This window comes from Rhizobacter sp. P2_H3 (genome assembly GCF_056403355.1).
In genome coordinates this window covers 14,312-27,209 of the sequence record NZ_JBFUFQ010000068.1, presented here as the reverse complement: position 1 = coordinate 27,209, position 12,898 = coordinate 14,312, and the positions used below count along the sequence as shown (strand labels likewise).

10 protein-coding genes are annotated in these 12,898 nt (G+C 69.9%); 7 read left to right on the top strand and 3 right to left on the bottom strand.

What is annotated here, in order from left to right:
- The 6 genes from AC1D1T_RS14870 to AC1D1T_RS14845 form a co-directional block, all read left to right on the top strand.
- The coding region (locus AC1D1T_RS14870) for an SDR family NAD(P)-dependent oxidoreductase (protein ID WP_477992063.1) at nt 1-638 on the top strand (638 nt) is incomplete at its 5' end.
- A complete protein-coding gene (locus AC1D1T_RS14865; RefSeq protein WP_052211258.1) occupies nt 635-1,165 on the top strand; it encodes a MarR family winged helix-turn-helix transcriptional regulator in 531 nt (176 codons plus the stop codon). The genes AC1D1T_RS14870 and AC1D1T_RS14865, both read left to right, overlap by 4 nt.
- Entirely contained in the window at nt 1,162-2,013 is an 852-nt protein-coding gene (locus AC1D1T_RS14860; protein ID WP_477825631.1) for an enoyl-CoA hydratase family protein, read from the top strand. The genes AC1D1T_RS14865 and AC1D1T_RS14860 overlap by 4 nt, the downstream gene beginning before the upstream one ends.
- Nucleotides 2,013-3,155 carry an acyl-CoA dehydrogenase family protein gene (locus AC1D1T_RS14855; protein WP_477825630.1) on the top strand — a complete coding sequence of 381 codons (1,143 nt, stop codon included), beginning with the start codon at nt 2,013-2,015 and terminating at the stop codon, nt 3,153-3,155. Before AC1D1T_RS14860 ends, AC1D1T_RS14855 begins: the two co-directional genes overlap by 1 nt.
- Nucleotide 3,156: 1 nt before the next feature.
- Nucleotides 3,157-4,761: an AMP-binding protein gene (locus AC1D1T_RS14850; protein WP_477825629.1), complete on the top strand. Its 1,605-nt coding sequence runs from the start codon at nt 3,157-3,159 to the stop codon at nt 4,759-4,761.
- Between the two features lie 63 nt (nt 4,762-4,824).
- Complete coding sequence (locus AC1D1T_RS14845; protein WP_047500657.1) at nt 4,825-5,220, top strand: RidA family protein; 396 nt, start codon at nt 4,825-4,827, stop codon at nt 5,218-5,220.
- A gap of 6 nt (nt 5,221-5,226) precedes the next feature.
- On the opposite strand, the gene AC1D1T_RS14840 is transcribed toward AC1D1T_RS14845, so the two are convergent.
- On the bottom strand, nt 5,227-6,321 hold the full coding sequence (locus AC1D1T_RS14840; RefSeq protein WP_477825628.1) for a catalase family protein: 1,095 nt from the start codon (nt 6,319-6,321) through the stop codon (nt 5,227-5,229).
- Between the two features lie 83 nt (nt 6,322-6,404).
- On the bottom strand, nt 6,405-9,305 hold the full coding sequence (locus AC1D1T_RS14835; RefSeq protein WP_477992062.1) for a C1 family peptidase: 2,901 nt from the start codon (nt 9,303-9,305) through the stop codon (nt 6,405-6,407).
- A 103-nt stretch (nt 9,306-9,408) separates the two neighbouring features.
- Here AC1D1T_RS14835 and AC1D1T_RS14830 point away from each other — a divergent pair, with 103 nt between their 5' ends.
- Nucleotides 9,409-11,040, top strand: coding sequence for an MFS transporter (locus AC1D1T_RS14830; protein ID WP_477992061.1), 1,632 nt, complete (start codon nt 9,409-9,411; stop codon nt 11,038-11,040).
- On the opposite strand, the gene AC1D1T_RS14825 is transcribed toward AC1D1T_RS14830, so the two are convergent.
- Entirely contained in the window at nt 11,037-12,851 is a 1,815-nt protein-coding gene (locus AC1D1T_RS14825; protein WP_477992060.1) for a leucine-rich repeat domain-containing protein, read from the bottom strand. The genes AC1D1T_RS14830 and AC1D1T_RS14825 overlap by 4 nt on opposite strands.
- Nucleotides 12,852-12,898 lie beyond the last annotated feature (47 nt).

The following is a 12,898-nucleotide window of genomic DNA, read 5'->3' as shown; positions in this document are numbered from 1 at the left end:
TGTCGAAGGGTCGGGCTGAGCCTGTCGAAGCCCTGCCCGCGATTCACACCTGCGCCGTCGACATCACCGACCCCGCCGGCGTCGAGCGGGCCTTCGCGTCCGTCGGCCCGGTCGACCTCCTGATCAACAACGCCGGCCAGGTCGAAAGCCAGCCCTTCGCCCGCACCACGCTCGACCAATGGAACCGCCTGCTGCAGGTCAACCTGACCGGCACCTTCCTGTGCACCCGGCAGGTGTTGCCCGGCATGACCGAGCGCGGCTTCGGCCGCATCGTCAACATCGCGAGCACCGCGGCGCTGAAGGGCTACGCCTACGTCGCCGCCTATTGCGCCGCGAAGCACGGCGTGCTGGGCCTGACGCGGGCGCTCGCGCTCGAGGTCGCGCGCAAGGGCGTCACCGTCAACGCGGTCTGCCCCGGCTACACCGACACCGACATCGTCGCCCGCGCGGTCGGGCAGATCGCGAGCAAGACGCAGCGCAGCGCCGACGCGGCACGCGACGCCTTGGCGGCAGCCAACCCGCAGGGCCGGCTGGTGCAGCCCGACGAGGTTGCGCAGGCGGTGCTGTGGCTGTGCCGGCGCGAATCGTCCAGCATCACCGGCCAGGCGATCGCCGTGGCCGGCGGGGAGGTGATGTGATTTCCGACATCAGCGACCTCGAATCGCGGGTCATCGACGACCACCATCAAGCCCTGAAGCTCTGGCTGCGCCTGCTGTCGTGCAGCAACCGCATCGAGTCGGTGATCCGCAACCGGCTGCGCAGCGAGTTCGCGACCACGCTGCCGCGCTTCGACCTGCTGGCGCAGCTCGAGCGCGAACCCGCCGGCCTGGCGATGGGCGAGCTGTCGCAGCGGCTGATGGTGACCGGCGGCAACGTGACCGGCATCACCGACCAGCTCGAAGCCGAAGGCCTGGTGCGCCGCGTGCCGCGCCCGGACGACCGGCGCTCGTTCGCGGTGCAGCTGACGCCGGCCGGCCGCCGCCAGTTCCGGCGCATGGCGGCCACGCACGAGCAGTGGGTCGTCGAGCTGTTCGCCGGCTGGTCGGCCGACGAGAAGACCCAGGTGCAGGACTTGCTCTCGGTGCTGAAGCGGCACCTGGCCGGCATCGACAGCGCGTCGCCTGCGAAGCCGGTGAAGAAGACCAAGCCGAAGGAGAAGACATGACACGTGCTATGGACTCCCACCTCGCGTCCGGCAACCGGCAAAGTGCTGCCGCGATCTCGCCTCGGCATGTCGGCTGGGCGCTGCACGGCCGCGTCGGCGTGATCACGCTGAACCGGCCCGAGCGCAAGAACCCGCTGACCTTCGAGTCGTACGCCGAGCTGCGCGACCTGTTCCGCACGCTTGCGCAGGTCGACGAGGTGCGCGCGATCGTCGTGCAGGGCGCCGGCGGCAACTTCTGCTCCGGCGGCGACGTGCACGAGATCATCGGCCCGCTGACGAAGATGGCGATGCCCGACCTGCTGGCCTTCACGCGCATGACCGGTGATTTCGTGAAGGCGATGCGCGCCTGCCCGCAGCCCGTCGTCTCGGCGATCGACGGCGTGTGCGCCGGCGCCGGCGCGATCATCGCGATGGCATCGGACCTGCGCGTCGGCACCGCGCGCAGCAAGACCGCCTTCCTGTTCTCGCGCGTCGGGCTGGCCGGTTGCGACATGGGCGCCTGCGCGCTGCTGCCGCGCATCGTCGGGCAGGGGCGCGCATCGGAGCTGCTGTACACGGGCCGCTCGCTGGGCGGCGACGAGGCGCTGCAATGGGGCTTCTTCAATCGCCTGAGCGAGCCCGATGCGCTGCAGGCCGATGCACTGGCCTGGGCCGGCGAGATCGCGGCCGGCCCCGGCTTCGCGCATGCGATGACGAAGCGCATGCTGCACCAGGAGTGGGCGATGGGCGTCGACGAGGCGATCGAATCCGAGGCGCAGGCCCAGGCGATCTGCATGATGACGCAGGATTTCCAACGCGCGTACGAGGCGTTCGCGGCGAAGTCGAAGCCGGTGTTCGAGGGCGACTGATGAGCACCCACCTCGACTGGCCGTTCTTCGAGGCGCGCCATGCGGCGCTGGAGCAGGCGCTCTCGCGCTGGTGCGGCGAGCACCTGGCCCACGTGCCGCACGACGATGTCGACACCACCTGCCGACGCCTCGTGAAGCAGCTCGGCGCGGCCGGCTGGCTGCGCCACGCGATCGCCGAGAGGCCGGGCGACGCGATCGACACCCGCGCGATCTGCCTGCTGCGCGAGACGCTGGCGCGCCACCACGGCCTGGCCGATTTCGCGTTCGCGATGCAGGGCCTCGGCTCGGGCGCGATCTCGCTGGACGGCACGCCGGCGCAGCGCGAGCGCTACCTGCCGCGGGTCGCGCGCGGCGAGGCGATCGCGGCGTTCGCGCTGTCCGAGCCCGAGGCCGGCTCCGACGTGGCGGCGCTTGCCTGCGCGGCGCGCGACGACGGCGATGCGTATGTACTCGACGGCGAGAAGACCTGGATCTCTAACGGCGGCATCGCCGACTTCTACGTGCTGTTCGTGCGCACCGGCGAGGCACCCGGCTCGCGCGGCATCACCGCGCTGATCGTCGATACCGACACGCCGGGGCTGCAGATCGCCGAGCGCATCGAGCTGATCGCGCCGCACCCGTTGGCCAGGCTGCGCTTCGACGGCTGCCGCGTGCCGAAGGCGCAGCGGCTGGGCGAGGCGGGCCAGGGCTTCAAGCTCGCGATGCGCACGCTCGACATCTTCCGCACCTCGGTGGCCGCGGCCGCGCTCGGCTTCGCGCGGCGTGCGCTCGATGAAGCCTTGCAGCGCGCGACGACCCGCAAGATGTTCGGCCAGACGCTCGCCGACTTCCAGATCACGCAGGCCAAGCTCGCGCAGATGGCGACCACCGTCGACAGCGCAGCGCTGCTGACCTACCGCGCCGCGTGGCAGCGCGACCAGGGCCGCAACGTGACGCGCGAGGCCGCGATGGCCAAGCTGGTGGCTACCGAGGGCGCGCAGCAGGTCATCGATGCCGCGGTGCAGTTGTGGGGCGGTGCCGGCGTCGTCAGCGGCAACACGGTGGAGACGCTGTACCGCGAGATCCGTGCGCTGCGCATCTACGAGGGCGCCACCGAGGTCCAGCAACTGATCATTGCCCGCGAGCTGCTGAAAGGAACGTGAGATGTCTGCGCACGTCGACACCTTTGCCAGAGACCACCTGCCGCCGCGCGATCAATGGCCCGAGCTGGTGTTCGACCTGCCGGAGCTGCAGTTTCCCGGCGAGCTGAACTGCGCTCGTGAGTTGCTGGACCGCTGGGTCGACGAGGGCCACGGCGACCGACTCTGTGTGCAGGGGCAGGGCGTGCGCTGGACCTACGCGCAGCTGCAGGCGCAGGCCAACCGCATCGCGCACGTGCTGGTCGACGACCTCGGCCTCGTGCCCGGCAACCGCGTGCTGCTGCGCGGGCCGAACTCGCCGATGCTGGCGGCCTGCTGGTTCGGCGTCGTGAAGGCCGGCGGCATCGCGGTCGGCAGCATGCCGCTGCTGCGCGCGAAGGAGCTGGTGCAGATCGTCCACAAGGCCGAGATCAGCCATGCGCTGTGCGACATCCGGCTGGCCGACGAGCTGGCGCTGGCCGGCCCGCAGTGCCCGACGCTCGTGCACGTGCTGCACTTCATGACCGAGCGCGACGGCGGCCTCGAGGCGCGCATGGCCGGCAAGCCGGCGCAATTCGACACCGCCCGCACCGCCGCCGACGACACCTGCCTGATGGCCTTCACGTCCGGCACGACCGGTGCGCCGAAGGCGACGCTGCATTTCCACCGCGACGTGATGGCCGCCTGCGCCTGCTGGCCGCGCCATGTGCTGCGGCCGACGGCCGACGACGTGTTCATCGGCAGCCCGCCGATCGCGTTCACGTTCGGGCTCGGCGGGCTGCTGCTGTTCCCGCTGTCGGTGGGCGCGTCGACGGTGCTGGTCGAGCGGCCGGCGCCGGATGCGCTGCCGGCCGCGATCGCGCAGTACCGCGCGACGACGCTGGTGACCTCGCCGACCGCGTACCGCGCGATGGCCGGCCAGCTCGCCGCGCACGACCTGTCGTCGCTGCGCCAGTGCGTGTCGGCCGGCGAGGCGCTGCCCGCGGCGACGCGGCAGCTGTGGAAGCAGGCGAGCGGCATCGAGATCATCGACGGCATCGGCTCGACCGAGCTGCTGCACATCTTCATCTCGCACGACGAGGCGCATGCGCGGCCGGGCGCGACCGGCACGGTGGTGCCGGGCTACCGCGCCTGCGTGCTCGACGATGCGGGCCGGCCGCTGCCGCCGGGGCAGGTGGGGCGCCTCGCGGTCAAGGGGCCGACCGGCTGCCGCTACCTGGCCGACGAGCGCCAGCGCCAGTACGTGAGCGGGGGCTGGAACCTGACCGGCGACGCCTACCTGCAGACCGACGACGGCTACTTCGTCTACCAGGCGCGCACCGACGACATGATCATCTCGGGCGGCTACAACATCGCCGGGCCGGAGGTGGAGGCGGCGCTGCTGCAGCACCCCGCGGTGGCCGAGTGCGGCGTGGTCGGCGTGGCCGACGACGAGCGCGGGCAGGTCGTCAAGGCCTTCGTCGTGCTGCGGCCGGGGCAGGTTGGCGACGCGGCGATGGTGAAGGCGCTGCAGGATTTCGCGAAGCAGGCGATCGCACCCTACAAGTACCCGCGTGCGATCGAGTTCTGCGACGCGTTGCCGCGCACCGAGACCGGCAAGCTGCAGCGCTTCAAGCTCCGTTCGGGCTGAGCCCCACTCCCGTTCGGGCTGAGCCTGTCGAAGCCGGCGTACACACACAGAGGAGACATCAGGATGAAAGTGCTGCAACCCCCCGGCTGGCTGCCGCCGCGCGGCTATGCGAACGGCGTGGCCGCCGAGGGCGTGCTGGTGTTCGTCGCCGGCCAGATCGGCTGGAACGAGCGCTGCGAGTTCGAGAGCGACGATTTCGTCGACCAGGTGCGGCAGGCGCTGCGCAATGTCTGCGCGGTGCTGGCCGAAGGCGGCGCGGCGCCGCAGCACATCGTGCGCATGACCTGGTACGTGCTCGACCGTGCCGAGTACCTGGCGCGCGGCCGCGAGGTCGGCGCGGTGTTCCGCGAACTGGTCGGCAGCTACACGATCGCGATGAGCGCGGTGCAGGTCAGTGCGCTGATGGAGCCGCGCGCCCGCGTCGAGATCGAGGTCACGGCGGTCGTGCCGCGCACCTGACCTCGGTCAGGGCGGCAGGTCGTCGGCGGAACGCGGCTCCGCCATCCGCACGCCGTTGCGCTCGGCCCGGAAGCGCGCCGACATCTCGTAGACCCGCTTGCGCACCCGCATCACCGCGCCCAGCGGCCGGTGCGCCGCGAGCCCGTGCCACGGGCTGAACGACATGCCGTCGTCGATCGCCGCCGAGCGTGCCTCGGTCCACGCGAGCTGCGGCCGCATCACGATGCGCGCGACGGTGACGAACGGGCTCTGGTCCTCGGGCCAGCGCACCGACGCATCCTCGATCGGCATCGTCTCGAGGTCGGTGCACAGCTGCACGCGCAGCGCCCACTCGCCGCCGGCTCGGGCGAAGTGCGACATCACCGCATCGCGCAGGGCCTGTGGGCGGTCTTCCATCTCGACGTGCGCGCCGGTCAGTGCCTGCAGTTCCGCCGACACCGGCACCACCTCGATCTTCGCCATGTACGGCCCCCACAGCATCGGCACCTGGCTGAAGTAGCTGTCGCCGAGCGGGTGCGTCTGCGGGTGTCCGCCAAGCGCCTTCAGCGTGCCGCTTTGCAGCCCCACCTGCTCGATCGCCCTCTCGGCGCCGCGCAGCACCGCCGACACCGCCTTCTTCAGCGTCGGCGCGCGGTCGGTCGTGGCGGCCAGCAGCTTCAGGCCGGCCAGGAACTGCTTCGGCCCGGCCGAGCCGAAGACCGGTCCGTTGACCAGCACGAAATCCTGCGTGAACGCGCCCTCGCTGCCCGGCAGCCGGACGCCGTCGACGCCGATCAGCTTGATCGCCATGCCGCGCGGCGTCGACACCGCGTCGTCCAGGATGTCGCCGGGGATCGTCGACAGCCGCATCACCAGCGGCCATTCACCGGGCTGCGCGAACGCGCCCTGCGCATGCGCCGCCGGCAGCCCGGCCGGCACGCGCAACTCGCCGCGCAGCAGGCCGTGGCTCTTGGCATGCACACCGCGCAGGCCGTGGCCGGCGTGCGAGAACGTGGTCTGCGCGATGCCACGCATCGTCTCGATCATCTGGTCGCAGACCGCGCCCTCGTCCTCCTCGGCGTGTTCGAAGGACGGGTCATACGGGATCGGCGTGATGTCCATGGCGCCGATCATCGCGGCCACGCCCGGCGCTGCGCGTCGGACGTGGAACCGGATGCCTGTAGGAGCGGACGCCCCTGGGCCCGTCAATAGCCGCGCAGGTCGTCCACCTTCAAGGCCAGTGCGCTGCCGCGGATGCGCTGCAGCGTGCGCGTGACGACCTCGATGTCGTTGTCGAAACCGCCGTGCGAGGCCCGCATCAGCACCGGCTGGCCGTCGCTGCCGATCGCCGTCTCGATGCGGTCGCTGGTGACGAGCTGGGTGCGCTTCGCGAGCTGCGCATCGGCCGCCGCGGCGCGCCAGGTGGCCAGCGCCTCGCCGGTGTCCGACGAGCCGTCCCAGCCGGCGAACGCGGCGTCGTTGACGGCATCGAGCCCGAGGATCGGCGTGCGCAGGTCGGTTTCCAGCGCGTTCGACACCAGGTACAGCAGCGACTTGCGGTAGATCGACGCGACGTTGTCGTCGCGCTCGACCTTGTCGGACAACACGTCCAGGTGCAGCCGCTCCATCACCCGTGCGTCGCTCGCATAGTGCTGGTTCGCGAACGCGACGGTGCAGGCCGGCGCATACAGGTTGACCGACGCGAGGCGCTGCGCGAGGCCGTCGTCGCGCCCGGCGTGCTGGCGCTGCGCGAGCGCGCTGAGGAAGTGCCCGAGCGCGATCGAGCCGGCCGAGTGGCCGACCAGGTGCAGTTCGAACTGCGCGCCCCAGGTGGCCGCCAGCGACTGGATCGCGTCCAGCAGCAGCTCGCCGCCGTGGCGCGGCGAGAACGCGAGCTGCGCGTTCTCCTTCATCTCGCTCCAGATCGGCTTCGCGAGCGGGCGGCCGATGGTCTTCTCGATCAGCAGGTCGGTCTTGTCGGTCAGCCATTCGCCGGCACCGGCGCGCGCCGGTTCGCGGTGGAAGGCGTCCGACAGGATGTCGCCGATCGATTCGAGCATGCCGGTCTTCCAGACCAGGAACAGCGGGTAGCAGCCGTTGCCGAGCAGGTAGCGGCCCATCGCGCTGGCGCGCTTGATCGCATCGGCCTCGCTGTTCAGGCCGCCGTGCACGTACAGCAGCAGCCTTTTCGGTCCCGATCCGGGGCCGTCGGGCTGGCTGCGGAACCACTGGTCGGGCAGCGCGTAGGCCTGCTGCTGCAGCTTGYGCGGCTGCTCATCCTCGGTCAGGTAGCGGCTCACGCGGCCATCGTTGCCGAGCACGACGCTGTGCCGGTACGCGAGCGCGCTGTCCCACCAGCCGCTGCGGTTCGCCTCGCCGCGCTTCGCGCCGGTGCTCTTGGCACCCGGCTGCGCCACCGCGAGCCGCCCGGCCACGACGCCCGGCACGCCGAGCGCGACGACCCAGGCGTCCATCGCATTGGCCAGCCAGTCGAGGTACGACAGCGTCGCGAAGCCGCCGGCGCCCCAGTCGCGGCCCCAGGAGTTCTGCAGCACGAAGCCGCGGTCGTTGAAGCCGACCAGCGCGAACGCATGGCCGCCATCCTTCGACGGCCTGCCGTCGAACGCGATCAGCGGCAGGTCGGCATGGCCCTTCGGTTCGGCGGCGACGTCGGGCACGCCGTCCCAGCCGTCGTGCGTGAAGGCCGAGACGAACACCGCGCCGTGCTGCGCGATGGCCGCCTGCATGTCGGTGATCGACTGCGTGTCGACGCGGTAGTAGACGCCCAGCGTGTTCTGCGTGGCCCGCGTTGCGAAGCCGTAGCGGGCGGTGTCGGATTTGTCGGCCTGGTAGGGCCAGTCCTTCTCCAGGCACACGCCGTTGTTGAACCAGCCCTTCAGCGCACCGCGGCAGCTGGAGCCCTCGTAGTTCTCGCCTTCGTATTCGTCGTGGCGGCGCGCCAGCGTGTAGAGCATGCGCGGGCTGACCGATTCGAAGCGGGCCGGCGTCTTCGCCTTCAGCCAGCGCAGGTAGTTGATGACGCAGCCGAGCCCGAAGCCGGTGCAGGCGCCCTCGCTGCCCTGGTCCAGGATCAGTCCGGCCTTGGCATAGCCGGGCAGGAAGTGCTGCACGACCTCGGCGGCCGGGAATTCATCGGGCAGCGTCAGCGCTGCGGGCATGTACTGGCGGTCGCGCAGGTCGGCGGTGTCCTTCTTCGTGCGCGAGACGCGGTGCGTGCTGCCGGCGGGGCGGCGCGAGGTGCTCTTGCCCTTGGCAGCACCGGCACCGGCGGCCGCCGGCGCCTGCGCGGTGGCCGCGAGCTCGAACACGCTGCGGAATGCGGCCAGCCCGTGCGCGCCACCGTTGACCAGCTTGCGTGCCGCCGCGAAATCGCCCTTGCCGATCGCGGCGCGGAACTTGTCGGCCTTGTCGAACAGGAACTGCGCGAGCACCACCGCAGCCACTTCCGGCGCGTTCGCCTTGTCGGGGTCGGCATCGAGCGCGATGCCGATCACCTCGCCGTAGTGCTTGTAGTTCGCGCGGCCGGTCAGCTGCACGAAGCCGCGGCCCTTGTAGCGTGCGCCGTCGCCGGCCGCGCCGTTGCCGAGGTCGCGGCGCAGGTCGTAGCTGCTGAACGGCGCACCGCCGGGCGGTGTGTTGAAGCGGGACTGGAACTCGGCGATCGGCACGAACCCCTCGGTCTCGGCGCGGATCGTGCCGAGTGCGCCCAGCACCATCGGCCGGTCGACCAGGCCGGCCGCGCGCAAGGCCGCTTCGACATACGGCAGGTAGCGCGCGATGTTGGCCGGCTTGGTCGCAGGGAACAGCTGGCTCACGAGACCGACCGTCAGCACCGGATCGGTCGGCGGGCCTTCGTCGGCCAGCTTCAGCAGCATCTGGCAGCGCGGGCCGACGATGCCGTCGGCGATGATGCCGATGCCGGCCTGCCAGCGCCGGATCGCGGCGTCGAAGCCGTCGTCGATCGACGGGCCGGTGCTGGCGAGCACCGGGAAATCCGCGGCATCGGGGCCGAGTTCGGCGGCGAGCGCCTTCGCGAGACGGGTCACGTCCGGGCCGGACGCACCTTTGGAGATCAAGAGCTTCATGGGCTCCTCCGGGGTGGTTGAGGCTGCCGGGCCAGTATCGTGCGGCGGGGATCTACGTCCATCCCACATGTGATGGACGCGGGCGCGGTGCTACCGTTGCGGGATGTCCAGCACCCCCTCTCTTCCACCTGTCGTTTCTCCGCCGCCCACTTCAGCCTGGGCGCCGCTCTCGCTCCCGGTGTTCCGCATGCTGTGGGGCACCTGGGTCGCCGCCAACGTCTGCATGTGGATGAACGACGTGGCGGCGGCGTGGCTGATGACCTCGCTGACGACCTCGCCGGTGCTGGTGGCGCTGGTGCAGTCGGCGTCGACGCTGCCGGTGTTCATGCTCGGGCTGCCGAGCGGCGCGATGGCCGACATCCTCGACCGCCGGCGCTACTTCATGCTGACGCAGCTGTGGGTGGCCGCGGTGGCGGTGGTGACCTGCACGACGATCGCGTTCGATGCGATGAACGCGCCGCTGCTGCTGGTGCTGACCTTCGCGAACGGCATCGGCCTCGCGATGCGCTGGCCGGTGTTCGCGGCCATCGTGCCGGAACTGGTGCCGCGCTCGCAGCTGCCGTCGGCGCTGGCGCTGAACGGCATCGCGATGAATGCGTCGCGCATCATCGGGCCGATCCTGGCCGGCGCGATCATCGCGAGCGCTGGCAGCGCGTGGGTGTTCGTGCTGAACGCGCTGCTGTCGATCGGCGCGGCCTTCACGATCAGCCGCTGGAAGCGCGAGCAGAAGGCGAGCACGCTGCCGGGCGAGCGCTTCCTCGGCGCGATCCGCGTCGGCGTGCAGTACGTGCGCGAATCGGCGCGCATGCACGTGGTGCTGCTGCGGGTGTCGATCTTCTTCCTGCAGTCGACGGCGCTGCTCGCGCTGCTGCCGCTGGTGGCCAAGCACCTGCATGGCGGCGGCGCGGGCACCTTCACGCTGCTGCTGGCGTCGATGGGCGCCGGCGCGATCGCCGCGGCCCTGAACCTGCCGCGCATCCGCCAGCGCCTGGGCTCGGACGAGCTGGTGCGCTGGGGCTCGTTCGTGCAGGCGCTCGCGATGGTGGTGGTGGCGCTGGCGCCGAACGTGGCGGTGGCGGCGGGCGCGATGGCGGTGGCCGGTGCGGCGTGGATCTCGGTGGCCAATTCGCTGACGGTGTCGGCGCAGCTCGCGCTGCCCGACTGGGTGCGGGCGCGCGGCATGTCGATCTACCAGATGGCGCTGATGGGCAGCAGCGCGGCCGGTGCGGCGCTGTGGGGCCAGGTGGCGGCAATGAGCGACCTGCGCAGCAGCCTGATGGGCGCGGCGGCGATGGGCTGCGTGGCACTGCTGCTGACGCGGCGGGTGCGGCTCTCGGCGGTGGCCGAGGAGGACCTGACGCCGGCCAACGCGACGGAGAACCCGCTGCGCCCGCCGGTGACCGCGCTGCCGCTGGACCCGCACGACGGGCCGGTGCTGATCGCGGTGGAGTACCGGATCGACCCGGTGCGCGTGGGCGAGTTCCTGCACGTGATGCAGGAGCGGCGCAGCAGCTGCCTGCGCCGCGGCGTGCTGTCGTGGAGCCTGTTCCGCGACACCTCGGACCCGTCGCTCTACGTCGAGCAGTTCGTCAACGAATCATGGGCCGAGCATCTGCGGCACTTCGACCGGATGACGGTGTTCGACCTGGAACTGCGCGAACGGCGGCTGGGCTTCCATGTGGAGCAGTCGCCGCCGAAGGTGACGCGGTATGTGGCGCAGGCGCTGGGGTCCTAGTCTTTTTTCTCGGGCGGGGAGGAGGGGGCGCTGTCCCTGCTCTCCTTCGGGCTCAACAGCTTCGGGATGCGCTCGAAAGCCTTCTTGACGCTGCGCTTGAAGTCTTCTCCTGTTTTCAGAAGGCCGACCTCGAAAGACAAGTGCCGCATGGAGATGTCTCCCGATTTCCCTTTGAGTTGGGGGAAGAACCTGCGGAAAGCCTCCAGCCTTGCATGATCATGCTGGAGCTGCTCGGTAAAGTGGTAGTTGGTCAACAAGAGTTCCTGCTCTTTCCAATTTCCCAGCATGCGCTGCCCTTCACTGTCCATCAGCGCCTTCAGCCGCACAGCATCGGGCCGCGTATCGATCGACGACTGCAACGTGGCTCGCCGAGAATCGCTCATCGACAAGCCCGCCAATGGCGGCCCCATCACGTGGTGTGCAAACTCGATGTCACCGAACGAATGGGGCAGGCTCTTCACGAGGTCCACTTGAAACGCTCGGTGGAATCGCCGGGTCGCTTTCACGGCCGCATTGTTGATGCAGCGCAGCGCGGTGAGCGTGCGCTGGTCCGACACGTGGCCGGCGATGAGCGGGCACAGATCCGCCGCCAATCCACCCAGGGGCAACAAGGCCGCGAGGACGGTCGCGGACCCCTGTCGTGCCAGTTCCGGGCGCAAGAGGGGGGCAGGACTCGTCCGGCGAAGGAAGTTCAGAGTCGGCCTGAGCGGCTTCTCCATTCCGACGTACCTGGGGTCGGTGTCCTTCATTTTTGGATACGCTCTGGGGAAGTTGCCGTTGAAGACCAAATGGATGTCGAGGCATATAGGCCGCGCCTTGCAGATGGCGAACAAGCCCAGGCATGTCCGAGGTTCGTGGAACTCCATGAAAGGTTCGATCCGAACCCGCGTCAGCAATGGGTTGTTGTCGACGACCTTGGCCAAATGCTCGGTGCAGGCCTCCGGGAACACGAGAGTGATGTGTTTGCCGCGATCTCCGACCAACACGAGGGTTGCCAGGGCCGGCGCGGCCAGGCCCGGACGCGTCGGATCGATTGCATCCGGGCGGGCCAGTTCGGCCATCAGCCATTGCGGGCACTCGATCGATGCATCGGTGCAGAAGTGCACTTCGATGAGGGATCGGTTCTGCCGGATGCCTTTGCCGATCGCCTCGGCGGCCTTTTGTGTCACGGCAGGTACGTCGAGTTTGAAGGCAAGCAGGTGCGGACTGTCGCCAATGGCGGGGCCGAGCCCGGTGTCGCAAGGCTCGCCGGACAGGACGGGCTTCGAGATGCTCAGCATGGCCAGCGACGTCATGGAGGGCAGAGCGGCGGCCAGTGCTTTCAGGCCGGAGAACTCGATCGCGCAGCCGTGCAGATTCAGTTCGAAGGGGGGGGCCTCGCGGCGTTGAGACAAGGCAGTGTGCAGCCCGTCGACGCACGCTTCGGTGAAAACGCATCCTTGCGCGAATTCGATCTGATGAACGCTTGGCAGGTCTTTCAGACTCTCGGCAACGATGCTCGCGTTCTCGACGATGCCATGCAGGCGCTTGAGCCGGAATGTCGTCACGACCTCACAAAAGAGATCCTTGTCGCCTCGAGCGAGGCATTGCTGGGCGAACCACAGCGCGCACGCGGGATGCAAGGTCGGCCGATGCTTGTCAATCGCCTCGTACCTGGCACGCGTGGTTTGATCGGCGGCAGAGATGTCGATGCCCTTGTCGTGCAGCTTGGTGGTCAGCGACTGGCCTTGCGTGACGAGAGTTGTCGCGGCGCCGCCCCGCGGGCGTGCGTCCAAGCGGCTTTCGCGTGCAACCTTCGTGATGAGCAGCATGGCGCCCCCTGATTGATGACAGGGCGTGGGTGACAGCCGCCATCGAA

Bases quoted from the DNA above. Each gene is read 5' to 3' on its own strand.
- AC1D1T_RS14840 (WP_477825628.1), bottom strand. From the start codon at position 6,321: ATGGACATCACGCCGATCCCGTATGACCCGTCCTTCGAACACGCCGAG.
- AC1D1T_RS14860 (WP_477825631.1), top strand. From the start codon at position 1,162: ATGACACGTGCTATGGACTCCCACCTCGCGTCCGGCAACCGGCAAAGT.
- AC1D1T_RS14855 (WP_477825630.1), top strand. From the start codon at position 2,013: ATGAGCACCCACCTCGACTGGCCGTTCTTCGAGGCGCGCCATGCGGCG.
- AC1D1T_RS14850 (WP_477825629.1), top strand. From the start codon at position 3,157: ATGTCTGCGCACGTCGACACCTTTGCCAGAGACCACCTGCCGCCGCGC.
- AC1D1T_RS14830 (WP_477992061.1), top strand. From the start codon at position 9,409: ATGTCCAGCACCCCCTCTCTTCCACCTGTCGTTTCTCCGCCGCCCACT.
- AC1D1T_RS14825 (WP_477992060.1), bottom strand. From the start codon at position 12,851: ATGCTGCTCATCACGAAGGTTGCACGCGAAAGCCGCTTGGACGCACGC.
- AC1D1T_RS14845 (WP_047500657.1), top strand. From the start codon at position 4,825: ATGAAAGTGCTGCAACCCCCCGGCTGGCTGCCGCCGCGCGGCTATGCG.